General features: G+C 64.9%; 20 protein-coding genes and 1 pseudogene. 19 read left to right on the top strand and 2 right to left on the bottom strand.

Annotation, left to right across the window (positions count from 1 at the left end):
* The first annotated feature begins 78 nt into the window (after nt 1–78).
* From FJQ56_RS00730 to FJQ56_RS00645, 19 genes and pseudogenes are all read left to right on the top strand, one after another.
* Nucleotides 79–2,334 carry a restriction endonuclease subunit S domain-containing protein gene (locus FJQ56_RS00730; RefSeq protein WP_140007306.1) on the top strand — a complete coding sequence of 752 codons (2,256 nt, stop codon included), beginning with the start codon at nt 79–81 and terminating at the stop codon, nt 2,332–2,334.
* Between the two features lie 583 nt (nt 2,335–2,917).
* Nucleotides 2,918–3,517, top strand: coding sequence for a DNA methyltransferase family protein (locus FJQ56_RS00725; protein WP_140007305.1), 600 nt, complete (start codon nt 2,918–2,920; stop codon nt 3,515–3,517).
* A complete protein-coding gene (locus FJQ56_RS00720; protein WP_140007304.1) occupies nt 3,510–6,797 on the top strand; it encodes a DEAD/DEAH box helicase in 3,288 nt (1,095 codons plus the stop codon). The genes FJQ56_RS00725 and FJQ56_RS00720 overlap by 8 nt, the downstream gene beginning before the upstream one ends.
* 1 nt (nt 6,798) lies before the next feature.
* Nucleotides 6,799–7,851 (top strand): Eco57I restriction-modification methylase domain-containing protein, encoded by a 1,053-nt coding sequence (locus FJQ56_RS00715; RefSeq protein ID WP_140007303.1) that lies wholly within the window; start codon nt 6,799–6,801, stop codon nt 7,849–7,851.
* A gap of 624 nt (nt 7,852–8,475) precedes the next feature.
* Nucleotides 8,476–9,177 carry a helicase-related protein gene (locus FJQ56_RS00710; protein ID WP_140007302.1) on the top strand — a complete coding sequence of 234 codons (702 nt, stop codon included), beginning with the start codon at nt 8,476–8,478 and terminating at the stop codon, nt 9,175–9,177.
* On the top strand, nt 9,147–9,278 hold the full coding sequence (locus FJQ56_RS22825) for a hypothetical protein (protein WP_281284647.1): 132 nt from the start codon (nt 9,147–9,149) through the stop codon (nt 9,276–9,278). Before FJQ56_RS00710 ends, FJQ56_RS22825 begins: the two co-directional genes overlap by 31 nt.
* Nucleotides 9,279–9,556: 278 nt before the next feature.
* A complete protein-coding gene (locus tag FJQ56_RS00705) occupies nt 9,557–9,862 on the top strand; it encodes a transposase (RefSeq protein ID WP_140007301.1) in 306 nt (101 codons plus the stop codon).
* A pseudogene (locus FJQ56_RS23015) lies at nt 9,862–10,374 on the top strand (IS3 family transposase); the annotation flags it as partial. The gene FJQ56_RS00705 and the pseudogene FJQ56_RS23015, both read left to right, overlap by 1 nt.
* Before the next feature lie 115 nt (nt 10,375–10,489).
* Nucleotides 10,490–10,714, top strand: a complete 225-nt coding sequence (locus tag FJQ56_RS00695; RefSeq protein ID WP_140007300.1) for an integrase core domain-containing protein — start codon at nt 10,490–10,492, stop codon at nt 10,712–10,714.
* A 666-nt stretch (nt 10,715–11,380) separates the two neighbouring features.
* Entirely contained in the window at nt 11,381–12,718 is a 1,338-nt protein-coding gene (locus FJQ56_RS22330; protein ID WP_211350712.1) for a hypothetical protein, read from the top strand.
* Between the two features lie 20 nt (nt 12,719–12,738).
* Nucleotides 12,739–14,049: an SPFH domain-containing protein gene (locus FJQ56_RS00680; RefSeq protein WP_140007298.1), complete on the top strand. Its 1,311-nt coding sequence runs from the start codon at nt 12,739–12,741 to the stop codon at nt 14,047–14,049.
* Between the two features lie 278 nt (nt 14,050–14,327).
* Entirely contained in the window at nt 14,328–16,604 is a 2,277-nt protein-coding gene (locus FJQ56_RS00675; RefSeq protein WP_140007297.1) for an ATP-binding protein, read from the top strand.
* Between the two features lie 166 nt (nt 16,605–16,770).
* Nucleotides 16,771–17,787, top strand: coding sequence for a hypothetical protein (locus FJQ56_RS00670; RefSeq protein WP_140007296.1), 1,017 nt, complete (start codon nt 16,771–16,773; stop codon nt 17,785–17,787).
* 131 nt (nt 17,788–17,918) lie between these two features.
* Nucleotides 17,919–18,524 carry a hypothetical protein gene (locus FJQ56_RS00665; protein WP_140007295.1) on the top strand — a complete coding sequence of 202 codons (606 nt, stop codon included), beginning with the start codon at nt 17,919–17,921 and terminating at the stop codon, nt 18,522–18,524.
* Nucleotides 18,525–18,581: 57 nt separating this feature from the next.
* A complete protein-coding gene (locus tag FJQ56_RS00660; RefSeq protein WP_140007294.1) occupies nt 18,582–19,280 on the top strand; it encodes an NADPH-dependent F420 reductase in 699 nt (232 codons plus the stop codon).
* 99 nt (nt 19,281–19,379) lie between these two features.
* The gene (locus FJQ56_RS00655) at nt 19,380–20,660 is read left to right on the top strand and encodes a hypothetical protein (protein WP_140007293.1); all 1,281 of its coding nucleotides are present in this window, start codon (nt 19,380–19,382) and stop codon (nt 20,658–20,660) included.
* 25 nt (nt 20,661–20,685) lie between these two features.
* Entirely contained in the window at nt 20,686–20,853 is a 168-nt protein-coding gene (locus FJQ56_RS21910; protein WP_170215214.1) for a hypothetical protein, read from the top strand.
* A gap of 87 nt (nt 20,854–20,940) precedes the next feature.
* The gene (gene thrS, locus FJQ56_RS00650) at nt 20,941–22,983 is read left to right on the top strand and encodes a threonine--tRNA ligase (RefSeq protein ID WP_140007292.1); all 2,043 of its coding nucleotides are present in this window, start codon (nt 20,941–20,943) and stop codon (nt 22,981–22,983) included.
* Nucleotides 22,980–23,459 (top strand): GNAT family N-acetyltransferase, encoded by a 480-nt coding sequence (locus tag FJQ56_RS00645; protein WP_140007291.1) that lies wholly within the window; start codon nt 22,980–22,982, stop codon nt 23,457–23,459. Before thrS ends, FJQ56_RS00645 begins: the two co-directional genes overlap by 4 nt.
* Here the strand turns inward: FJQ56_RS00645 and FJQ56_RS00640 are convergent.
* Together FJQ56_RS00640 and FJQ56_RS00635 are read right to left on the bottom strand one after the other, a co-directional pair.
* Complete coding sequence (locus tag FJQ56_RS00640) at nt 23,432–23,914, bottom strand: GNAT family N-acetyltransferase (protein WP_246083925.1); 483 nt, start codon at nt 23,912–23,914, stop codon at nt 23,432–23,434. The genes FJQ56_RS00645 and FJQ56_RS00640 overlap by 28 nt on opposite strands.
* Nucleotides 23,915–23,923: 9 nt before the next feature.
* Nucleotides 23,924–24,613 (bottom strand): hypothetical protein, encoded by a 690-nt coding sequence (locus tag FJQ56_RS00635; protein ID WP_140007290.1) that lies wholly within the window; start codon nt 24,611–24,613, stop codon nt 23,924–23,926.
* Nucleotides 24,614–24,673: the final 60 nt, after the last annotated feature.

Genomic DNA, 24,673 nt, shown 5'->3' with positions numbered 1-24,673 from the left:
GCGTTTGGTTCCGCCTATCGCGATCGCTCGGGCCGATTGGGCACTTTCTGCGGCACCCATGTGGCAGAGTTGGAAGGCGTGAGTGGATCAATCGAAGATGCGGAAGCGCAACAGACATCACCTGTAGGTGAGTTTTCCCGCCTGGTGACTCAACTAGTTGGTCAGGAGGTTGCGCCGGTCGCGACAGCTCTAGCAGCCTTCACGGAAGGCGAGGAAGTACTCGCACTGGTTGGTTTCGATATCCCTGTCGATGACCGACCAGAACATGCTAGCGGGGTTCGCATCGGCACTCCAGCGATAGCCACGGCGCTATCGTTGCGATTCGAGCGTATGAAGGCGCAGATCGAACTGCATCCTCAGGCGAATCTACTATTTGCCGCATTTGACGTGTCGCAATCTTCTCCTTGGGTGGAGACAATGCGCGGGGTTGCGGAGTTCTTAAGGTCTGAGAACGGACAACCTCGTCGCGCCGTCCTTGCCATAAGTCAGGAATCGCTAACTAGTGCGCGGCACCAGGAGTTTCGAAAGGTGTTATCTGAACAGCTGGTCACGCACATAGTCTTTGCGAAGAATCCAGGCGGACTCAGTTCCGCGCCTCAGGTACTGATTCGATGCGAGCCAATCGCCAACTCCGTCCAGCCCAGGGTGCAAGTAGCTTCTTTGAGTCGAGATGTACGTAGCGGAAGGCGGCTGGCTGACGAACTTGCAAACACGTCGAGCGGGAAACGACCAGAGCGCGGAGCGTTTCGGCTATCCCCGCTTCCCGCCCCGGAGTCACCTTGGGATTTGGCCCATCTCGACGGCGAGCGAGCCGATCTGATGGACCAAGCAGCAGAAGCTCGGGGCGTGCGACGACTAGATGATGTGGTTGAAGTTGTCATGGCTCGACCGCAACAGGCTCGCGACACGGCTGGCCTAGCCGGAGGCGAACCTCTGCTGACAGCCGGTCTCATTCGAGACCGTCTCCCACGGCTGAGCGAACTCGCACTGAAGACCGTCGGCGAGAGGGCGACGCGTATTGCGGCGGGGGATGTTGTTGGTCGGACCTTAGCCCCGCAACACTGGGCGGTCGCTGATCAAGAACTTCACGGCGTCGCCGTTGGGACCGGTGTGATCCTCCTTCGAAACAAAGGACTTGTTTCCCCAGGCTTGCTGGCAGCATACCTAAAGTCATCCACTGCTCAGCGCCTAAATATTCCAGTTGGGTCGGCGATGCAACAACTCCGTCGCCAGGATCTCGTAGCTGTTCCTGTTCCAGATCTTGCTGCGATAGAGCAGACAGCGGGCTCTGAAAGCCTTCGGGAGATTGATCAGGCAATTGATGAATTGGATGGGTTGATTTCTGGACTGAAGCAACGCAGGGATCAGGCGTTCAGATCGTTTGATCAAGCCCTTGTTGGCCAAGAACTCCAAGAGGCGGCCGACGAAGCGCGGCTGGTTAAGAGCCAACTCCAAAGGCAGCAGGAAGTTGCACGTGCGTTTCAAGACGTTTATCCCTACCCCGTGGCTCGCGCTCTCCGACAGTTTCGACAACAGCAGGAACCGCTGGCGCAGCACGCGGCTGTGATCAGGTTGATCGAGTCCATTCTGGTGACCCTTGGCTCCACTGCGGCAGCTTGGGCGCACGCGGCTGAAGCTACGGCTGTTGATGTGCACCAACTTGGTGAACTGGCCAACAAGTGGAAATCCGGAGGACCGAGTCTCGGACATTGGCTCGGAGCCATCGACGGTGTCGGAAGACTTGCCAGAAGTCGTGGGGTTGATGCCTACGGCCTGGCCGATGCGACCCGTCGACTCAAGGGGGGTCGCGGCCTACTGTCTGATCTCGCTGAGCTTGTAACCTGGCGCAATTCAACGGCGCACGGTGGTGCACCACGATCCGGGATCGAGGCCCGCAACTCGGTCGAGGCGATCTTGAACACCATGAACTCGGCACTAGAGGGCGCTGCCCTGCTCGCAGAAACCCAGTGGCTCTTGGTTGAAAGGGCAGATTGGCAGCGGAAGGGGAACTCGTTTGCCGTCCAGGCAAGGTCGTTGACCGGCGACCATCCGGACTTCGAGTGGACCGAGTTTGTATCGAGCGTTCCTCGGGCCTCTGGTGTCGTCTATCTTCGTCATGAGCAAACGGAGTCGTGCGTTGCCATGTCGCCATTCGTCTCGGTTGATGTGTGCGAGGCGTGCTCCGTCGAGGAGATCTACTACGTCGACCGGATCACCGACATAAGGGGAGGGCTGCGTAGTTTCACCACTGGCCACAAACGTGAAGCAGGCGCTTTACGGGACGAGATCCTCGATTGCTTTCCGGTTCCTGAGCTCAAGACCAGCAACACGTAAGCCCCGCTGTTTACTGCCGGTTTCAGCACACGGACGACCCCGACTGTCGCCATCGCCGAATGCATCTGGGGACGAATCCAGCACGCGGGAGAGACGCAGAGGGGTCACCTCATCGTGCAGCAGACTCGGCTGTCATTCGACCGCATTCTACGCACCGGCGCGGGTCGGACGGCTCATTCGCCGCCTTCTCAGCCGCCTGGTCTGCGCTGCGGCGTTCGCGCGTCTTGAGGGCTGCATCGACCAGGGTGAAAGGCAACGCGACAGAGATCAGGCGCCCGAGGACGCTGAGGCGAGCCAGCCGGCAAACACAGCGTCGACCAGGTGTGTCCGAACGGCGCAGCCAGCGCACCGGATCGGCCTTGCTGCATGCTTGCAGATGAGTGCCCGCGCGACGGAGCGTGAACTTGGAAGCCGAAGAGGATAGGTTCGGCGGGAGTCAACTTCTCGGAGAATCTGGAGTGCACGTGCCGTCACAGTTAAGGCGTGTCCTACGACCGGTGCCGAGGCCCATGTTGCACGAGCCGTGCACGTGACAGTTTCGCAGTCGATCCCGGGGGAGCAGGCGGTGCGGTCGCGGCATCGGGTGAAGACCTACGGTGAGGTCTTCACTCCGCGCCACATGGTCGACCAGATGCTCGACCTAGTCTCGGAGGAGTTGGACACCGGCCCCGATTTCGTCGATAGGACGTTCCTCGAACCGGCGGCTGGCCACGGCAACTTCCTCGTCGCGATCCTGCGGCGCAAGCTTGACGCGATCGAGAAGTGGCACGCAGCGGAGGCATGGCCGATTGAGTCTTTGTTCGCTCTCGCCTCCATCTACGGCATCGAGCTGCTCGAGGACAACCACATTGACGCGAGGGCGGCCATGCTCGCCGAGTTCGATCGTTTCCACGACGCCCACGGCGCGCCCTGCGGCCCTGAGACCGACCTGCATCGGGCCGCGTCGTTCTTGATCGAGGCGAACATCGTGCGCGGCAACACGCTGACGGGCCAGACCGCTGAAGGACAGTCCATCCAGTTCTCCTGGTGGCACCGGATCAACGGAAAACCCCGCGACGTTCAGCGTGATCCGTTTACCTTCGTCTCGCTGCGAGGCGAGTCTGGCTTCGACTTCGCTGTCTACGCCAACTATCCCGCGTGCCGGATCGACAAGGTCCACGAATCAGAGAAGACCGATGCCTAGCCCCAAGATCAGGACGTACCGAGAGATCGTTCCGCTTGTCTACTCGTGGCGCACGCCGGACATCCCGAAGTACGACGGCTGGGAGAAGATCGGCTATACCGAACAGGCGAGCGCTGACCTCCGCATCGCGCAGCAGGCGTCCCAACTCTCCGTCGAGAAGCAGCGGGTGTGGTCAAGGCGGGCATTGTTCACGTCCGAGGCTGGCGGGCGTTTTAAAGACTCCGACTTTCACGCCTACATGAAGCAGCAGGGCGTCGAGCGCGAGACTCATCCCGCACGTACTGAATGGCACAACCTCGATCCCGCGCCGAAGTCGTCCCTGGACTATTTCAACGATTTCGCCGGCCAGGACTTCCCAGACCTCACGGGCGATAGCGAGGAAGAGTACGAGCTACGGCCTGAGCAACGGGCGGCTGTCGACCAAGCGGTCGTGGCCTTCGAAGCCGGCCACGACCAGGTGCTCTGGAACGCCAAGCCACGCTTCGGTAAGACCCTGACCACCTACGACCTGATGCGCAGTCTTGACGTGCGCAAGGTCCTCATCGTCACGAACCGACCGGCGATCGCGAACTCCTGGTTCGACGACTTCTCGCGCTTCATCGCTCACCAGACGACCTTCAAGTTCGTCTCGGACTCGGCGTCCCTGGCCGCTCGTGCTCCTATGACGCGGGACCAGTGGCGCGCTTACCTGTCCAACCATCAGGGCGAGGACCCACGCATTTGCGAGTTCCTCTCGCTGCAGGACCTCAAGGGTTCGCAGTACTTCGGCGGCGCCTTCGACAAGCTCAAGCACATCGCCCAGTTCGACTGGGACCTGCTGGTGATCGACGAGGCCCACGAGGGCATCGACACCACCAAGACCGACGTCGCCTTCGACCAGATCACGCGGAAGTGGACGCTGCATCTGTCGGGGACGCCTTTCAAGGCGCTCGCGTCGGGCAAGTTCACGCCGGACCAGATCTTCAACTGGACCTACGAGGACGAACAGCTCGCACGTCGCCAGTGGGTCGAGGATGGACAGGAGAACCCTTATGCGGCGTTGCCGACACTTAACCTCCTGACATATCAGGTCTCGCGCATGATCACCGATCGTCTGGCGGAGGGCGTCGCCGTGGCCGAGGAAGAGGCGAACGTCGACTTCACCTTCGACCTCAACGAGTTCTTCGCCACGAAGGCGAGTGGTTTCTTCGAGCACGAGGACGAGGTCGTTAAGTTCCTGGACTGCATGGCGACGAACGAGAAGTACCCCTTCTCCACGCCCGAGCTGCGAGATGAGGTGCGCCACTCGTTCTGGCTGCTCAACCGCGTTGCCTCGGCCAAGGCCCTTGAGAGGCTTCTCAAGAAGCACGAAGTCTTCAAGGACTACACCGTCATCCTCGCTGCGGGCGACGGGAGAACCAACGATGACGCCGTCGACGTGGTCGCGGTCGGCAAGTCCCTCGACAAGGTGCGTACAGCGATCGCCCAGGCCGAGAAGGCCGACGGCAGGACGATCACGCTGTCGGTGGGCCAATTGACCACCGGCGTGACGGTGCCGGAGTGGACGGCGGTCATCATGCTGTCGAATCTCTCGTCACCGGCCCAGTACATGCAGGCGGCTTTCCGAGCGCAGAACCCGTGCACCTTCGAGCGCGCCGGGCACGTCTACCAGAAGCAGAACGCCTACATTTTCGACTTCGCACCTGAGCGCACCCTCACGATCTTCGACGCCTTCGCCAACAACCTCCGTGCCAACCCGTCTGGAGACCCGCATCTCCGTCGGGAGAACATCCGTGTCCTCCTGAACTTTTTCCCCGTTCTCGGCGAGGACGCCGAGGGTCGGATGATCGAGCTCGACGCCGGGCAGGTTCTCACCTTCCCCCAGGTCTTCAAGGCGCGTGAGGTCGTGCGGCGTGGCTTCCTGTCGAACCTGCTGTTCGCCAACGTCGCGGGGATCTTCCGCTACTCCGAGCACATCAAGGAGATTCTCGACAAGCTTCCCACCGCCAAGCAGGGGAAGGTCAAGCTTGGAGACCCAATCGAGATCCCGGTGCCGCCGCCCGTCACCGATCGGGACGGCAACGTGCAGGTCGACGTCGAGACCGTCATCAACCCCAAGGTCGAAGAGCTCGGCAAGCCAGTGTGGAGCGTCGACGACATCCCGGTGGCAGCGCCCGATGCGCCGGCTGCAACTGCGGCAGCTGCGATCGCCAAGGCGGTGACGGAGCAGACGAGACCCGAGCGCAAGAAGCTGAAGGATGCGTATGGCCTCACCAACGGGCAGGTCGAACGCGACGAGAAGCGCGTCGAGCAGGCCGTTAAGGATCAGATCGAGCGGGCCTACACCGAGCGCAACATCGCGACCAGGCACCTCGACGACGAGCTTAAGAACGCCGCGACCGAGGCCGAGGCCGAGGCTGCTCAGGACAAGAAGGCGAAGCTGGACCTGTCCTTTCAGGCCGACATCCTCGCGATCGTCACCAAGACGATCGACGAGGTCGTACCCGACGTCGTCACCCGCGAGGAGACCATGAAGGAACAGAAGCGGGCGAACAAGACCATGGACGACGCCCGTTCGCACCTGCGCGGATTCGCCCGCACGATCCCGATGTTCCTCATGGCGTACGCCGACCGGGACGTCCGCTTGTCGAACTTCGACGACTACACGCCCGCAGACGTGTTCGAAGAGATCACTGGCATAACCGAGGCTGAGTTCCGCCTGCTCCGCGACGGCCGTGAGGTCGTCGAGGAGGACGGCACGTCAACTACGATCCCCGGCCTCTTCGACGAAGCGGTGTTCGACCAGGCGGTTCAGGAGTTCCTGGACAAGAAGCAGGCGCTGGCTGACTACTTCAACGACGCGCAAACCGAGAACATCTTCGCCTACATCCCGCAGCAGAAGACATCGCTGGTTTTCACACCGCAGTCGGTCGTCAAGACGATGGTCGACATCCTCGAGGCGGAGAACCCGGGCGTTTTCTCCGACCCGGACAAGACGTTCGCCGACCTGTTTTCCACGGCCGGGCTCTTCCTCATGGAGATCGTACGGCGGCTGGACACGGGCCTGGCAACCGTCCTTCCCGACCAGGAGGAACGTCTGCGGCACATTCTCACCTCACAAATCTTCGAAATGAGCCACGACCAGATTCTTCACGCGATCACGATGGAGGCTGTTTCCGGGGGCGTCCCGGAACGCAGGGCATGGATAGTGGACTCCGGGCACTTCAAGGTGGGAAATCTCGCCAAGATGAGCGCGGCCGAGCGGCAAGCCGCCGTCGACGAGATGCTGGGAGACGACTGAGATGACGAAGAAGTTCGACGTGGTCATCGGCAATCCGCCCTACCAAGAAGAGGCACAAGGCGGAGGGACGCGGGACACTCCGGTCTACCACCGGTTCATGGACGCCGCCTATGAAGTCGGTGCCAAAGTCGTGCTCATCACGCCCGCGCGATTCCTGTTCAACGCAGGGTTCACGCCCAAGCCGTGGAACGCGAAGATGCTTGCAGATCCACACATGACAGTCCCGATCTATGTGCCCAACAGTGACGCGCTGTTCCCCGGCACCGAGATCATGGGCGGCATCGCCGTCACCTACCGAGACGTCGACCGTCAAGGTCAGCCGATTGGGACTTTTACCAAGTATCCGGAACTGAACACCATTCTCCAGAAGGTGATAGAATCTGGAACCGCTTTCATCGAGACTCTCGGAATCACAAGTTCCCGCTCGTACCGCTACACCGACAAACTGTATGAGGATCATCCTGAGGCGCTCGCCCTACGACCCGAAGGAAACACCGCCCTGGTCAGCACCAACGCATTTGAGTTGTTCTCGTTCGTCTTCCACGAGGCACAGCCGACCGATGGTCATAAGCACGTCCAGGTCTTCGGCTTGATCAAGAACCAGCGAGCATCCCGATGGATCCGCAGCGACTACTTGGCGGGGCCCGAAAGTTACGGCAAGTTCAAGGTGGTGGTCCCCGCCTCAAGAAACGCAAGCGGTGTTCTTGGCGACAAGCCAGCGCTCGTGTCGGGTTATTCTCTCGGTTTGGGGCCAGGATCGGGCGTGACTCAAACGTTCATCACCATCGGTTCCTTCGAGACCGAGGGGGAGATGGACGCCTGCCTGAAGTACGTCAGGTCGAAGTTCGCGCGGGTAATGCTTGGCATCCTCAAGGTGACGCAGCACAACCCTCGGAGCACCTGGAAGTTCGTCCCAGCTCAGGACTTCACCAGTGCGTCAGACATTGACTGGGTGAAGTCGATCCCTGAGATCGACGGCCAACTTTACGCCAAGTACGGGCTCGACGATGACGAGATTGCCTTCGTCGAGGAGAAGGTCAAGTCCATGGCGTAACCGTGCTCGCGTCCGACGGCACAGCGGTGCCACAGCCACTTCGGGTCATGCCCGACCAGTTGTCGGGGATCTCCCCGAGGAGATCGTCGAGGCAGTCCGGGGCAAGGAGATCAAGCGACTCCTGACAGCCTCGCTGCGCGCTTACCAGAGCTTCGGCGCACGGTTCGCGCTGGTGCAGGAGAAGGTCGTGGTCGGCGACGAGATGGGGCTCGGCAAGACGCTCAAGGCCTTGGCGATGACCGCCCACTGCGCTCCTCCGGTCAGGTTCATTTCCTTGTCGTGTGTCCGGCGGCGGTGGTGAGCAACTGGGCTAATGAGACGCGCAAGCACACCACCATCCCGGTGCACGGTCTGAACGGTCCGCAGCGGGAGAGATCCCAAGCGGCCAAGGTCTGGACCCGCATCGGCGGGGTCGCAGTGACGACATTACGACCTGCTCGGCCGGGGCCGGACGTAGCCGATCAGGTTGCTGAACTCCTGGACGTTGTTCTTCAGCGGCGTCCCCGTCATCAGCATGACGTGGCACACGTCGTCGATGATCTCGGCCGCGATATGTAGGCGCTTGGACGCGGGGTTCTTGATGGTAGTGAGCCTCGTCGAAGATTGCAGCGGCTAGGTTGACGCGTGGCAGCAGGTCGCGTGCCCGATATCGCGGAGTCCGCGCTGGAGTTCCTGCCGTTGTCGTTTCGCAAGCGCGCCGCGCCGGCCTACCTGCGTCGCGACCAGGAGGACGTCCTCACCGAGCTGCCCGAGCTCGCCGAGACCGACGAGTGGTTGGGCATGTCGACCGAGGACGAGCGAGACTACGGCGAGGCGGTGCCCGAGGGGAGCTTCATGGCGATGCGGCGTGCCGCAATGCACTCCGAGCGGTCCGTCAAAGTCGACCGGCTGGTGGAGATTGTCGAGGAGGTAGAGGCCAATGAGCGCCGGGTGATCGTGTTCTCCTACTTTCGCGACGTCCTTGACCGAGTCTGCGGAGAACTTCCGGGCGTCGTATTCGGTCCGCTCACCGGATCAACCCCCGCTGCGGCCCGACAGATGCTCGTGGACGACTTCAGCAAGGCCGATGGTGGTGGTGTTCTAGTCGCCCAGATCACGGCCGGCAGAGTGGGTCTCAACATCCAGTCGACCTCAACGGTCATCCTGTGCGAGCCGCGGGTCAGACCGACCCTGGACGCACAGGATGCCGCACGGGCCCATCGGGGGGCCAGACGAGGACTGTCCAGGTACACCACCTCGTCAGCGAGCGCAGTGTTGATGAACGGATTCGCGAGATTCTGGCCGACAAGCTCGCCGTGTTTGACGAGTTCGCTCGCGACAGCGTGATCGCTGGTCGGGCTCCCGACGCCTTCGATATGACCAACGCCGAACTGGCGTGGGTGGTGATCGCGGCCGAGCGGGAGCGTTTGTTCGGTGAGCCTCAGTGATTCGAGCGCACCAGAATGGCTCGCTCAACGGCGCTACGCGGCCAACTCCTGGCTCCGCACCTTCAGGCGGATCGGCGTCACGCCGGACGCATTGCGCGGGCGAGCGCGCCGTTCAGCTGAGCAATCTTGCACGCTTCCAGCGGCCCTCGCTCTTGCAGCCTCGGGTACAGCTTCTTAGGCCATATGAACCGCCCTGGGTTCTGTAGAGGCTCTGGTGTGTCCTGGGTTCCACGGCGTCTGGGTTTCTGGATTCTGGTGCCTGACACCAGGAGGAACAGATGGGACGACAGGGCTACTCAGCCGAGTTCAGGAGCAAGGTCCTCGATCTACTTGGAGCCGGGCGAAGCGTCGCGAGCGTTGCGCACGACCTCGACATCAGCGATCAGACGATCTACAACTGGCGACGCCAAGACCGCATCGACCGTGGCCTCGCGACGGGTCTGAGCACCGCAGAGGCTAGCGAGCTCGCGGCGGCGAAGAAGCGGACCCGTGAGCTCGAGATCGAGTTGGCTGTCAGCCGACGCTCCGTCGAGCTCCTTAAGGGAGAGACCAGCCCAAAAGGCGGTACGCGGCCGTCGAGGTGATGGCCGCGGAGAACCTCCCCGTTCAGGTCGCCTGCCGTGTTCTCGGGGTCTCGGAGTCCGGGTACTACGAGCACCGCAAGCGGACCCCATCCGAGCGGTCGATCCGGCATGCGATGCTGAGGGACTTGATCACCCAGATTCACACGGAGGCTCACGGCATCTACGGCAGCCGGCGTATCCACGCCGAACTCACCTTGGGTCGCGGAGTCCTGGTCGGCCATAACCAGGTCGAGCTGCTGATGCGCCGCGCTGGCCTGCAGGGCGTCACCGGCAGACGGCGTTGGAAGCGGATCAAGCCCGATGACATCGCGACTGATCGAGTCGAGCGGAACTTCAACCGCGCCGGCCCGAACCAGCTGTGGGTCACCGACATCACCGAGCACCCGACCCGAGAGGGCAAGGTCTACTGCTGCGTCATCCTCGACACCTACTCGCGCCGGGTCGTGGGCTGGTCGATCGACTCATCTCCGACCGGCGCGTTGGTGACCAACGCGCTCGGCATGGCCATCGACAGCCGGCTCGACAAACATCGCGAGCCGGGCAACCATCATTCACTCCGACCAGGGCGTCCAGTTCGGATCATGGACCTTCATCAAGCGCGCCAAGGACTCCGGTCTGCTGGCCTCGATGGGCAGCATCGGCGACTGCTACGACAACTCGATGATCGAATCGTTCTGCTCGCGCATGCAGGTCGAGCTCCTGGACCGAAAGAAGTGGAACACCCGACTCGAGCTGGCCAACGCGATCTTCGAGTACCTCGAGATCTGGCACAACCGCAGGCGCCGGCACAGCCAACTCGGATGGCTCACGCCGATAGAGTTCGAGAGGAACCGCATCATCACCGTGGCATGAGATCCAGAGAATCTCGACTCCGCGGAACCGGGGGCAGACCAGAGCCTCCAAGAAACCCAGGGCGATTCAATCGTCTCAGAAGTCGGCCACTTGCTGTCGTGCTGACACGGGTGCCCCCTTAATCTTGGATGTTTCCAGCACCGCTGGATCTCACGGAAACATCGCTTCCCGGGTGGCAGAAGATCTCCGTGCGGCACGTCCAAGCACGTCTAGGGAGGATGCTGTCGGTTTGTGCTCAGCTGCACCATGACTAGTACCCGGGTAGAACCCAAGAACGAGAGGCACTGGGATGAGTCTGTGATGTGCCCGCTGTGCACCAACGATGACGAGGTGTTCCTGGTCGACAAGCTTGCCGGTGGGACGAAGACGGTCGCTGGCACTCAGCGCACGCCTTCGTTGTTGCCACCCTGACCCTGCCCGCCCATTCTTCTGAAAACGGTCCAGCAGCGCGGCCAGTACGGATATCGTCCCCCCGTCTGAGGGGGATAGATGGCAGGTGACGAATCGTCGGACAGTGAAGACCGCTCGCTAGTTGATAGAGCGAAGTCAGCTGTCGACGCGGCCGTGACGACCGCCGGTGTGGTTGGCAGCGTGATTGGTCCGTTCGGGGGCCCGCCGCCACAGTCGCCTCTCGTAGGTGTGTCGGCTGAGGACACTCAGAGTCACGTGGTCCTGACCGATCTTCCAGGTCAGGCGCCGGCACAACAGTTGTGGACTCTTGCGGATGGGTTTCTCGATTCGCGACAGGCGGCCCTGGGTGCGGCGGGCATCACTCCGGACGTCGAGGATCTCGCCGACCGGCGATCACTTGAAGACGAAGTGCGGCTCGATGTCGAGATGGCCCGCGCTCTGGATCCGGGTCCGGTTGCCTCTGAGATGCGGAGTCGCGACACGGTCGACGGCAGGGGCGTAGCGAGCCCTGCCGACGACGGTGAGGAGGCGGCCGGTGCGCGGGGCGACGCCAACGGTGTAGATGACACGACCAGTTCTGACGTTCCCGAGACGTGGGGAGGCGACGGAACTGAGGGTTCCGACGGAGTAGGGGGCGCCGATCAAGAGGGTTTCGGCGGGACCGCCGCCGACAACGACGGGAACGACGGCAATCCCGGCGACTTCAATTCCGGCGACGCCGCCGACGCGACGGGCTTCGGGGAGTCGCTCGGTGATGACGGTGACGACGGCAGCGATAGCGATGTCGGTGATCGCGGTGACGGTGGTTTCGGGGATGGCGCCTTCGAAGATGGCGCCGAGGCGGTGGGCTTTGGCGAGTCGGGTGCAGTGAGCGACGCCACCACTCACACCGATTCCGAGGACAGCAGCGATCGCGTCGACACAGATGCCGCGAGCAGCGGCGACGCCGATGCCGGCGACAGCAGTGATACCGACAGCGGCGACGCCGATGCCGGCGACAGCAGTGATACCGACAGCGGCGACGCCGATGCCGGCGACAGCAGTGATACCGACAGCGGCGACGCCGATGCCGGCGACAACAGCAGTGATACCGACCGCGGCGACGCCGATGCCGGCGACAGCAGTGACACCGATGCCGCCGAGGGCAACGACGACATCGGTAGCAGCGACAACGACTCCGGATATAGCGGTTCGGGGGACAACGCCGACGCATCGGGCTTCGGCGAGACGGATGGCACTGATAGCGATCACAGCGATGCGGGGGAGGACACCGGCACCGAGTCGGGCGACGCTAACGACAGCGACAGGAGCGATTCTGCGGACAGCGCCAATGCGGCGGGGTTTGGCGATGGCGATGGCGCCGACGGAAGCGACAGCAGTGACGTAGACGGCGGCGGAGGGGACGGCGATGGCGGCAACGGCGACGACGCCGGAGGGGATCGTGATGGCGGCAACGGTGATGGAGACGGTGATGGAGACGGTGATGGAGACGGTGATGGAGACGGTGATGGAGACGGTGATGGAGACGGTGATGGAGACGGTGATGGAGACGGTGATGGAGACGGCGGCGATGGCGGAGGGGGTGGGTTCTGATGGGTAGCTTGCATGATCTCGTGAGCGACCTGTTCACGTTAAAGCCACCACTGAACGTGCAGACCGGCACGGTGATGCTCACGCTGAAGTTCGGCGCTCCGTGTGACGTAGTTCAGCCTGGTCGAAAGCTTCGCCGCGGCAGGGGTCTCCCGCTCACCCTGGCGCCTGAGGGCATCATCGTCAGTACCGAAGATGTGCCGATCCAGAAGTACGTCAGCAACGTCGTTGTGCAGGGTCCTTATGGCGTCTCGGGTGTCGAGGTTGATCTCCGCATTGCCGTCGATCGGTCGGACGACTTCGCCGGGCTCAAGAACTACGTCGCGCAGAAGGGCAAGAACTTCGCTGATCTGTTGGACGCCGAAGTCGGCAACGCCCTCGACGCTGCTGTCCGGGACGCCTTGCGGGACTCGACCGCGCAGGATCTCTACGAACGGGGCAACCTGACCTCACGCCTGGCGGGCTTGGAGCGGCTCCTCGATGGTCTGTTCGTCGTCCGCAGCATCCAACGGGTACGGGCCGATTGGGATCCTGAATTCATTCGGGTCCGAGAGGCTGCGGCTCGTAAGGCGCGAGAATTGGCGGAGAAGGCGCTAGAACTCGAGCACACACTCACGATCGACCGCGAGCTGCAATCGGCGAAGGACCTGGCCGCCGCCGAGACGGCACAACGGCGAGGTTTGAGCTTGAACGAGCTCGAGAATCCCGAGCTGGTTGCTCTGCAGCGCCAGCAGGATCACGAGGTCCGGTTGGCGATGATCGAGCAGATGGAGAGCCTGCGGCGGGTCGGAGGTCTTGAGCTGGTGGGGGAGGTCCTTCGGTCGAACTCTGTCGCGGGGCGCTGGACGCCGGAGCTGGCCAGTCCGGAACCCTCGTCGTGGAGCATGACCTCGCTCGAACGTGACAAGACGCTGGCATCGTTCTGGAAGAAGAGCGGTCTGCCGGGGGAACCAATCGGGTTGAGTCTCTCCGAGTTCAGCGCCGAGACGACGGTAGTGGTTGTGAGCACGGGGGAGCTGCCCTCTGGCGACGAGGCTGTCGCGGTGTACGGGCATCACGTTGATGCCTCGAGGGTCCTCACGATCGACAACGTCTCGACTATCGAGGAGATCGTCGAGAAGTACCTGGCCTCGGTGCAGCCAGCACTTGCTGAGGCCGACCTTCACATCCGGGTCCTGGCCGAGGGCGATGTCGTTCGGATCCAGGTGGGGAGCGAGAAGATCCGGCTGGGGCCCGTGCTCAGGGATCTGACGGTGCCTGACTCAGAGTTGTTGGTTCCGTTGCGAGACCTGCTCAGGGCGAGCGCGGTAGTTCTCGAGATCGCGGGCGGTTGATGGCTGGCCGCAATGAGTCGCCGATACTTCAGATCCGGGCTGGTCGTTATGCCTGGGTGACCTCGGTTCCTTGGCTTCCGGACCTTCTTGGCAACCCCACGGGATTGACGCTGACGGGCAGCCCCATCCGGGAAGCATTCGGACGGCAAATCTCGTTTCTCCGGGCTGTGACTGCGGGTGCGCCTCGGGGTACGAGTCTGCAGCTGCGGTTTGTGGCGAGGCCGGACCTAGGGACGATCGATTGTCAGCTGGTGGGTGCGGGCGCTGACGAGGCAGCCGTGCGAACGTTGAACCAGATCGTACTGACCGCGCTCCCGCCCGAATACCCGTTGGAGTCAGTTGCCAAGGATGACGTGGCGGCGACCCTCGGTGTCGTGGACGGGGACCAACTGACTTCCCGCCACGTTGCTGAGATTAGACGCGCCATCGACAAGTTGGATCCGTCGTTCGAGGACACCTACTCCGACGACCCGGTGCTGTTTCCGTGGGTGTGGAGTGCTCAGGCGCTGTTGAACTCGCTCGGCCAACTGCGTCTGCAGAGCGCGGAGACAGTGCTGGTCGTCCACCTCGAACCGGTCGACTTCCCGGCCGACATCGCGTTGTTCCTCCAGGACGAGGTGCGTCGCCTGGTGACAAACCTCCTCGCCAGCAAGGAGAATCCCCTTGGCCACGCCGTACTGCAGGCGTACCGGCGGTGGCTTCGCCTGTTGCCAAAGGGGTGCGCGAACCTTCGGATGATGCTGGCCAGTAACGCGCCCCTCTCGCCCGGGTTGGCTGAGTCGCTTAGCACGGACCTCACCAGGTCCTTCGAGGCTGGGACCGACAGCTGGTTCGGGACGGCAGCGGTGCTCGTCCCTGAGAGCCCAAGCGAGCTCGATGCGTGTGCTGCTCTGCTGGAGGACTGCCGCAGTATCAGTTGGAGGGAACCGGCTGATGCTGACCTCGCACGTCTGGCCTACATGTTCGATCCGATGGAAGCGAACACCGCGTTCCGTCTACCCATCTCCCCGTCCGGCGGTCTCGCTGGCCTCGCCACGCAGCGCGTCAGCTCCATCAGTCGTGGCAGGGCGGTAGGGCTGGAGACTCAGCAAACATCCATCGGCCTGGGTACGACCTCGGCGGGTGAACGCCTACGGTTGACCACGGCCGACCTGAACCGGCACACCCTGGTAGCGGGGCTTCCCGGGTTCGGCAAGTCTTCAACCGTCCAGCTGTTGCTTACCCGGGCACTCGAGGAACTCGACGTTCCGTTCCTGGTCTTGGACCCCTCGAAGTCCGACTACCGATCTCTGTTCGCGAACCTCGCCGCAGAAGGTCGCGATGTCGCCGTCATTCGCCTGACGCCGCACTCGCCAGCGTTCAACCCGTTGTCGATCCCCGACGGTGTCGACCGGTTCGCCCACGCCGGCAGGGTCATCGCAGCGTTCGACTCGGCGTTCGATCTGTCCGAGCAGTGGCCCCTGGCGCACCTGGAGCTTGTTCGAGTCGTACACAGGTTGTACGAGACGTCGCAGCAGCAACCGACGCTACGAGACCTGTACCGCGAGCTCGGTGCCACGATCAGAAACTCAAGGTTCAGCGGCGACGTGCGCTCGAACCTGGAGGGGTCGCTGCTGGGGCGCATCGAGTATCTCGCCGCCGGGCCCATGGGCCGCGCTCTCCTCGGCGGTCCGCGGGCCACAATCGACTGGGCCAGCATCATGGGTCGACCGACGCTCATCGAGCTTGGCGCGTTCACCGGTTCCTCGGAACGATCGCTCATGTTTGGGCTGCTCATTGCTGGCCTGGTGTCCCACGTGGAAGCGCATCCCTCCCACGGGGTGCTTCGCCACCTGACCGTCCTCGAAGAAGCACATAGAGTGCTGCGCGCTGGCAGCGGCCGCGATTCCGGCGTCGAGGTGTTCGTCGACGCGATCGCGGAACTGCGCTCAGCCGGCGAAGGCTTTATCGTCGTAGACCAGGCCCCCTCCAGTCTGCATCCCGGCGTCAGCAAGCTGACCGGGACGAAGATCATCCATCGTGTTGTCGAAGAGGCGGAACGGAAGAGCCTCGGCGCCGCCATGGTCCTCGACGACGCACAGGTCGACGACGTCGCACGCCTGGCCACTCGGCGAGCGATCGTCTACACGTCGACCGCCACGGAGGCCGCGCTCATCGACGTCGATGAACTCCACACCACCTCGTCACCGCCACAGGTCGTTGCGTCGGGATCGATGACGCTGGACCCTGTGCCCCAATCCGTCTTCTGTGTGGGATGCCCTCACATGTGTGAGGGCTCCGGTGGCTTGCGGCGACTCGAAACCTTGGTTGCCGACCAGGCTCTCGACTGGTCTGATCACAAGGCCCTGCTGCGACGCAGCTTCGCTCTCCTGCCTCGCACCAAGTCTGCGGATCGCCGCAGAAAGCAGGCCTACTGTCTGAGCGCTGCGGGATTGGCAGACAGGGCAGACCAGGCCAACCCACCACAGTCGGTGTCTTCACAGCTGGAGATCCTCCGGCGCTCGTACCGCCAACTCCTTCTGCAGGAAGAGAGGAAGGTCAGCCCCCATGACTAACGAAACTCGAGGTCCGCTTGAGGACCGTCCGCTCAGCGTGGGACCCATCAACCGGCCTCAAGCACCCGGGGGGCCCAGAGCACCAGAGGGAGCAACCCCGAGCTCTCAGACTCCCGTCCGATCGCTTGAGCGTGAGCTGAGCAGCAGCGCCAAGAAGTTGCAGCGGTTGAGCTGGGTCTTCCTCGCGATCCCGTTGGGTGCGCTCACCTCAATCTGGCCCATCCCAGGGCTTGCTCTAACCATTCTTGCGGTGCTCGTGATCGCGGCAGCGGACAGGAAAGGCCCGAAGGGCAATGTTGGGGCCGCCGACCTGCTAGTGGCGCCGTTCGTGCTTCTACGCCGCGCGTTCCAACCGTTCTTCACGGCTCTCATCAAACCTTTCAAGCTCATCAGAGCATTGATCTTGGTCGTCTTGGCGATGGTGGTTGCGGGGGCCGTTGCGGCCGGTCTGGCGTGGCTGGGCGCCCCCGACGCGGAGGACAACGAGGGCTGGGTCACTGCCGCAGCCGTCCGCATGGGCGTTTGGTCCAACGGGCCTCGTTACCTCGCGGCGCTGCTTGCCGTCCTCGTCTGGCTCAGTGTGAGTAAGAAGTCGGCGTTGCGGCTCCGACTTGACACCTCGGTTAAACGAATGAGCGAGAATCAACTGACGGCGGCATCCGTAGCCGTCGTGGTGTTGTCCCTTGGCTTCGCTCTGCTCCTCACCCCGTCGTCGTGGGCTCCGTTCGGTTCAGCGTCGCAATTCGTGCGGGACACACCCATCCCAGGAGTCGAGAAGGCCGCCCTCGAGATCGGTCAGAGTGAAGCCGAACAGGTACTCCAGTGCTACGCGGATAACCTCTACGACGATCTGGGTGGGCTCTACTCGGCAGCCGTCACGGCAAGCGCCATTGGCGACCGGCTCGAGGTCTCTTTCAGCAAACCCGATGACATGCGCCTGACCTTGGAGCAGCGCACCGCGATCGTCATGTCCCTCCACAATCAACTGCCTACGTGGATCGATCAGTTGCGTGTGACGGTCGGCAGCCGAGACCTCGTGCTGTCTCGCACCGATCTCGGCCACACAGAACCGATTCTCAGCCCGGATGATCTTGAAGGGCGTCTCTCTCGAGTCCCTGAGGCAGGCTCGTTCGACGACGACCTGCGCCACGCGGTCGCCGAGTGCAGCGTGGCAGCCCCTTAGCCGAGACATCGATCGCTTCGTGCGGCATCGTAAGCCGGCTCGCGGCGCCGTTGGTGTCCGGCGGGGTCGAGAGGCGCCGGCACGAAGGTTCCGCTAAGACAACCCGAAGACCGCGTCCCTAGCTTGCGGACATGAAGCCACTTCGTGTCACCCTCGCCGCCCTGACCTGTGCCGCCCTCGCGGCGGTGCTCGCCCCCAGCTCGCCGGCCGTGAGCGCGGGGGACCAGGCGCCGGCCGCCAAGGCGGCGCCGGCCAAGCGCTACCTCTACCCCGGTCGGGTCGGGCAGGTGACGGCGCGGATGACCAAGGCCCAGGCCGTCGCCACCGGCGAGATGGTTGCCGACACCCCGGGTGCCTGCGAGGGCACGACCGTGCCGCTGCGACCGACGTACCCCTTCAACCGCGAGTACGCCGTCTTCGTCGACGAGGGTGGTCGGATCACCGAGATGGACGTCTTCGGCAAGCACGTGCGCACGCCGAAGGCGATCGGCGTCGGCAACACCGTCGCGGCTGTCAAGAAGATCTACGGCGCCAAGCTCAGCGCGCCCAAGAACATCGGCTACGAGCAGTGGGGACGCTTCGTCAGCTATGGCACAGGCCCCAACCGCCTGTGGATCGGGTTCCTGTTCGGTGAGGCGCTCGTCGCTGACGGGCCGCTCAGGAGCACCGACAAGATCACCCTGGTCGGGGTGACCCGGGGGAGCGTGCGGCCCGCGCTGATGATCGACGGGTGCTGAGACCAGCCCTGGGGGTGAAGTCGGAATAGACGGCCCGCTGAGGGCGATGTGCCTGGTATGACCACCACCCCGATCACCCTTGGACTCATCGGCGCCGGCAACATCGGCGGCACCCTCGCCCGGCTCGCCGTGGCCGCCGGCCACGACGTCGTGCTCAGCAACAGCCGCGGCCCGGAGACGCTCGCCGACCTCGTCGAGGAGCTCGGCCCGAAGGCCCGCGCCGCCACCGCCGCCGAGGCCGCTGCGGCCGGCGACGTCGTCGTCGTGACCGTCCCGCTCAAGTCCTACCGCGACGTACCCGTCGAGCCGCTGGCCGGCAAGGTCGTCATCGACACCAACAACTACTACCCCGAGCGCGACGGCCAGATCGCCGAGCTCGACGACGAGTCGACGACCACCTCCGAGCTGCTCCAGGCGCACCTGCCCGAGTCGCACGTCGTGAAGGCGTTCAACAACATCTACTTCGAGCACCTCCTGACGCTGGCCCGCCCGGCCGGCAGCCCCGAGCGCAGTGTGCTGGCGATCGCCGGTGACGACGACGCGGCCAAGAAGACGGCCGGCGACTTCATCGACTCCCTCGGCTACGACACCCACGACGTCGGCCCGCTCGCCGAGGGGTGGCGCTACCAGCGCGACACCGCGGCGTACGCCGGCCTCTACTCCACCGAGGGCGACTTCACCACGCCGCGCCAGGTCAACGCCGAGCTGCTGACCGTGCGGCTGGGCGCGGCCAAGCGCTACCGCGACGAGGCCTGAGCGCGAGACGGAGGCGCGGTGACAGGAGCAGACGCGACTGTCCCCGCCTCCGGCTAGGTTCGAGCCACCTGCTCGATACCTGCCTCCTCGGGAGTGGCGATGACCCAGACCGGCGCGTCAGCGGGCGCGAGCGACGCCTCCCGGCTCTTCGACCTGCTGACCGGCCAGCCGGAGTGGATCCACCGGCGCGTCGACCGCACCGACCTCGAGAGCGACGGCGAGACGACGCGGCGCATCAGCTTCGACCTGACGGTCAGCGATGACCTGGCGATCAGGCGCAGTGGCGGCGTCGTCACCCCGCTGACGCTGATGACCAAGGTGCCGCTCCGCCGCCTCGACACGGTCGGCCCGGACGGTCGCCCGCTCCCTGTCTTCGGCCGCCAGGACAACGGCGAGCTCGTGGCTGCGATGCTCATCGAGGCATTCGAGCGGCTCCTCGTCGGCGGGGTCACGGCCGTCGTCCGGGAGGCCATCGGCGCTGCGGTCATGGCCAACGACCCCGACCGGATGGACCTCGCGGTCGCGAGGGTCCGTGCTGCGGTCGAGGCAGCACCCACCTCCGACCCTGACCAGGTGGCCGCGGTCCTGGCTCTGACGTCCGACCTCGTGTCCTCGTTCCTGTTCGCCGTGCTCCTACCCCTCGACTACGTCGATCGGCGCGTCGTCATCAAGGTCGCCGTCACCGAGGAGGTGACCGGGCGGTTCTCGGACTGGGCCCTCTCGCAGGAGGGGCGGTCCATGGACCTCGTCCTGTCGCTGGCCGATGCAGCCGCCTCCGCACACTTCGAGTTCAGGGCACCGGTCGGCCTGCGGGTCGCGTCGGTGACTCTCCTGGACGAGCACGACGAGCCGCTGCCCGTGCCCGGGCCGCACATCGACGGTGGCAGCACCGCACACCTCACCGGGCTCCACGAGCTCGCGCCCGCCAACGGCTCGGGCGTGCGGGCGCGGGTGCAGCTCGAGCCCGTGGCCGACGGCATCGTCCGGCAGACCTGCTTCGCGACAGTCTTCGTGGCGGTGTTGCTGCTGGTGGGTGCCGCCCGGGCCGAGGTCGTCCGAGCGGCGCTGGAGGCCAACCGCGGGGGCGCGGTGGCCGCCGCCGCACTCGCCGTCCCGGCGCTGTTCCTCTCCGTCCAGGCCCGGACGCCGGAGCATGCGTGGGTCGCTCGGGCGCTGTTCCTGCCGAGGCTGCTCAACATCACGACCGCCCTGCTGCTCTACGCCGTCGCCATCGTGCTGGTCACGGTGCCGGCCGACGCACGGGCGTTGACGGCGATCTTGTGGGGGAGCTTCGTGGCGCAGGCGCTCATCGCCGCCGTGGCGACACGGTTGCTCCGGGTTGTGTCGGCGGCGCCACCTACGGTTCAGCACACCACCTAGTACCGTCAGACAACGGAGGAAGATCATGAGCTCAGCGACGACGACCGGCACGACTGGTTCCAGCGGGTCCAAGAAGGCACGGACGCCCACGGTGCGTTCCGTCGAGGCCCCGCGCTGGACCTCCCTGCAGGGCAGGCTGACCCCGACCCAGCGCAGGGCGGCCCTGCGCCAGGTCGCCTCGAAGATGCGCTGAGCGCGCCGAGCCAATCCCGGGCGAGGCGCGCCCGGGCGCGCCGATAGGCTGCGGCGACCACCCGTCGTACCACCGAGAGGCCCCCCTGTGTCCGAGATCAAGGTCGTCCGCATCCACGCCGGTGAGCGTGAGGAGCGGACGACGACGACCGGCACCAAGGCCTGGGAGTTGTACGCCGACGACACCGACGTGATCGCGGCCCGGGTCGGTGGCCAGCTCAAGGACCTCTCCTACGAGCTGGTCGACGGTGACCAGGTCGAGAGCGTCGCGATCGACAGCCCCGACGGCCTCGACATCCTGCGCCACTCGACCGCCCACGTGATGGCGCAGGCGGTGCAGGAGCTGTTCCCCGAGGCCAAGCTCGGCATCGGCCCGCCGATCGTCGACGGCTTCTACTACGACTTCGACGTGCCCACGCCGTTCGTGCCCGACGACCTCGACAAGATCGAGACCCGGATGCGCAAGATCGTCAAGGAGGGGCAGCGCTTCACGCGGCGCGTGACCACCGATGGCGACGCGCTCGACGAGCTCAAGGACGAGCCCTACAAGATCGAGCTGATCGGGCTCAAGGGGAAGATCTCGACAAGCTCGATCACCGAGGGGGGCTCGATCACCGAGGGGGGCTCGACCACCGAGGGCTCCGAGGTCGCCGAGGGCGCCAGCGTCGAGGTCGGCGCCGGCGAGCTGACGATCTACGACAACGTCAACCGCAAGGGCGAGGTGGCGTGGTCCGACCTGTGTCGGGGCCCGCACCTGCCGACCACCAAGCGGATCCCGGCGTTCAAGCTGATGCGCTCGGCGGCGGCGTACTGGCGCGGCGACGAGAAGAACAAGCAGCTGCAGCGCATCTACGGCACCGCCTGGCCCTCGAAGGAGGCGCTCGACGCCCACCTCGAGCGGATCGCCGAGGCCGAGAAGCGCGACCACCGCAAGCTCGGTCGCGAGCTCGACCTGTTCTCGTTCCCGGACGAGATCGGCTCCGGCATGGCGGTCTTCCACCCCAAGGGTGGCGTCATCAAGCGCGAGATGGAGGACTACGTCCGCCAGCGGCACATCGAGGAGGGCTTCGACTACGTCGGCACCCCGCACATCTCGAAGGAGGGACTGTTCCACCTCTCGGGGCACCTGCCCTACTACGAGGACACGATGTTCCCGCCGATGGAGCTCGAAAGCAGCCGCTACTTCCTCAAGGCGATGAACTGCCCGATGCACAACCTGATCTTCCGGTCGAAGGGCCGCTCCTACCGTGAGCTGCCGCTGCGGCTGTTCGAGTTCGGGTCGGTCTACCGCTACGAGAAGTCCGGCGTCGTGCACGGACTGACCCGCGTGCGCGGGCTGACCCAGGACGACTCGCACTCCTACGTCACCAAGGAGCAGGCGCCGGGCGAGGTTCAGCACCTCCTCGACTTCGTCCTCGGGCTGCTCAAGGACTTCGGCCTCGACGACTTCTACCTCGAGCTGTCGACCCGCGACGACTCCAAGCCCGACAAGTTCGTCGGCTCCGACGAGCAGTGGGCCGAGGCCACGGGCGTGCTCGAGAAGGTCGCGCTCGACAGCGGCATCGAGCTCGTCCCCGACCCGGGCGGCGCCGCGTTCTACGGGCCCAAGATCTCGGTCCAGGCCCGCGACGCCATCGGCCGCACCTGGCAGATGTCGACGATCCAGTACGACTTCAACCAGCCCGCCGGCTTCGACCTGCAGTACCAGGCCGCCGACGGCACCCGGCAGCAGCCGGTGATGATCCACTCGGCCAAGTTCGGCTCGATCGAGCGGTTCATCGGCGTCCTCGTCGAGCACTACGCCGGCGCGTTCCCTCCGTGGCTCGCTCCGGTCCAGGTGCAGGCGATCCCGGTCGCCGACTTCGCCGGCGACTACCTGCAGGACGTCGCCCGCCGAATGAAGCTGCAGGGGCTGCGGGTCGAGGTCGACCACTCCGACGACCGGTTCCAGAAGAAGATCCGCAACGCGCAGCTGCAGAAGGTGCCGTTCATGATGATCGCCGGCAACGACGACATCGAGGCGGGTGCGGTGTCATTCCGCTACCGCGACGGCCGCCAGGACAACGGCGTACCGATCGATGAGGCCATCGCCAGGGTGGCGACGGCAGTGAACGCGAGGGAGCAGGTATGACCGAGTCGCTGCAGGACACGACCACGACGACCGTCGAGGTCAAGGGCGGGGTCGTCGACATCCGGCTGGCGGTCACCCCCGAGGACGTCGAGGCGGCCGCGCACCTCTTCGAGCACGAGCTGCACCCCTCCGCCGTACGCCGGTTCCTCGGCGACTCGAGCCACCACCTCATCCTGGCCTGGGACGGGGAGCGCCCGATCGGCATGGTCGTCGTCATTGAGATGACCTATCCCGACGGCGGCACCGAGATGTTCCTCTACGACATGCGCGTCGACGACGCCCAGCAGGGTCGCGGCATCGCCCACGCCATGCTCGACCGGCTCGAGGCGCTCGCCATCGACACCCAGTGCGGTGCCGTCTGGGTGGTGACCGGCACCGAGGACAAGAACGCCGGCGCCCGCGCGACGTTCGCCAGCCGTGGTGCGGTCGAGGACCGCGAGCGGGTCCGCTACTCGTGGGGGATCAAGACCACGTAGCGACGGCACGGCGACACGAGAGTGCGCCCACCCGACGTGACCTCGTAGGGCAGGGCGCCCTCGTCGCGCCAGCCCCGGCGCTCGTAGAACCGACGGGCCCGGGCGTTGCCCTCGACCACCGCGAGCCACGCCTCGTCGTGGCCGCCGGCCGCGACCTGACGCACGGCCTCGTCGAGGAGTACGTCGGCCACCCCGGACCCACGGTGGGGCGCCGCGACGTAGACCTGCTCGACCTCGTCGCCGACCACCATCACGAACCCCGCGAGCTCGCCGTCGACCTCGGCGACCGTCGTGTCGGCGGTGCGGCCCGGCGCACGGTGCTGGAACTCCGCCAGCGTGCGTGACGCGGTGAGCTCGGCCGGCACGTGGCCGGGGTGGGCGTCGTGCCATCCGGCGTGCCAGAGCTCGGCGAGCTCGGCCATGTCGTCGGGGGTGGCGGGGCGCAGCGTGGTCACGCCATGAGCCTAGGGAGCGCCCGGGGCGACCAGCGTCGGGCGCACCTCGACGATCCGCAGCGCGACGGGGGCGCCCTCGACCGTGACGGTCTCGGGGATGTCCTGCCACCCGCCCCCGTTGACCCGGTAGCGGCCGGAGTAGACGGTGTCGACGGAGGGGCGGGCGCCGCCCTGGTAGGCGTACTCGTGGGTGACGTCGCCGCTCGGGTAGGGCCCGCCGGCGCTGCGGGTCTCCACCGCGTCGTGCGCGTCGAACCGGTAGCGGTAGCTGGTCGGTGTCGCCTCGATCTCGACCTCCTGGCCGATGATCGTGACGGTTTGGGTCGTGGGCGCGACGTTGTCGGTGAAGAAGTACGTCGTGAAGTTGACCGCGGTCTTGCCGCCCGGCGGCTGGATGGTCAGCGGACTCTCCGGCCAGGTCAGGCGCTTGAACTCGCGGAGCACCAGGCCGGGGGTGATGACGCCGAGGTTGCCGGCTTGGGTGTCGCTGAGACAGGTCTCGCCGTAGGTCTCGCCGTCGCGCAGCAGGATCATCATGATCCCCTGGTCGCCGTCGTCGGACGTGCACTCCTGGACCTGGCTGCAGATGGCCTCGCCGTTGCTGGCGTCGCCGCACTTGGGGCGGACGGCGTAGGTGTGGCCGTCGCCCGATGAGCCAGAGGACGCGAACAGGGCCGCGGCCTCGGAACCGGTGTACACCTCCGTTCCGTACACGTCGCCAAGCGTGCCGCCCACGTCCGGGTCGGCGTGCGCGGATGT

This window comes from Nocardioides plantarum, assembly GCF_006346395.1.
GTDB classification, from domain to species: domain Bacteria; phylum Actinomycetota; class Actinomycetes; order Propionibacteriales; family Nocardioidaceae; genus Nocardioides; species Nocardioides plantarum.
The sequence above is the reverse complement of the archived record's forward strand: the minus strand, read 5'-3'. Positions and strand labels throughout refer to the sequence as shown.

Coding starts and splice junctions, on each gene's coding strand:
- FJQ56_RS00720 (WP_140007304.1), top strand. CDS start 3,510: ATGCCTAGCCCCAAGATCAGGACGTACCGAGAGATCGTTCCGCTTGTC.
- FJQ56_RS00715 (WP_140007303.1), top strand. CDS start 6,799: ATGACGAAGAAGTTCGACGTGGTCATCGGCAATCCGCCCTACCAAGAA.
- FJQ56_RS00705 (WP_140007301.1), top strand. CDS start 9,557: ATGGGACGACAGGGCTACTCAGCCGAGTTCAGGAGCAAGGTCCTCGAT.
- FJQ56_RS00695 (WP_140007300.1), top strand. CDS start 10,490: ATGGGCAGCATCGGCGACTGCTACGACAACTCGATGATCGAATCGTTC.
- FJQ56_RS00665 (WP_140007295.1), top strand. CDS start 17,919: ATGAAGCCACTTCGTGTCACCCTCGCCGCCCTGACCTGTGCCGCCCTC.
- FJQ56_RS00660 (WP_140007294.1), top strand. CDS start 18,582: ATGACCACCACCCCGATCACCCTTGGACTCATCGGCGCCGGCAACATC.
- FJQ56_RS00655 (WP_140007293.1), top strand. CDS start 19,380: ATGACCCAGACCGGCGCGTCAGCGGGCGCGAGCGACGCCTCCCGGCTC.
- FJQ56_RS21910 (WP_170215214.1), top strand. CDS start 20,686: ATGAGCTCAGCGACGACGACCGGCACGACTGGTTCCAGCGGGTCCAAG.
- FJQ56_RS00645 (WP_140007291.1), top strand. CDS start 22,980: ATGACCGAGTCGCTGCAGGACACGACCACGACGACCGTCGAGGTCAAG.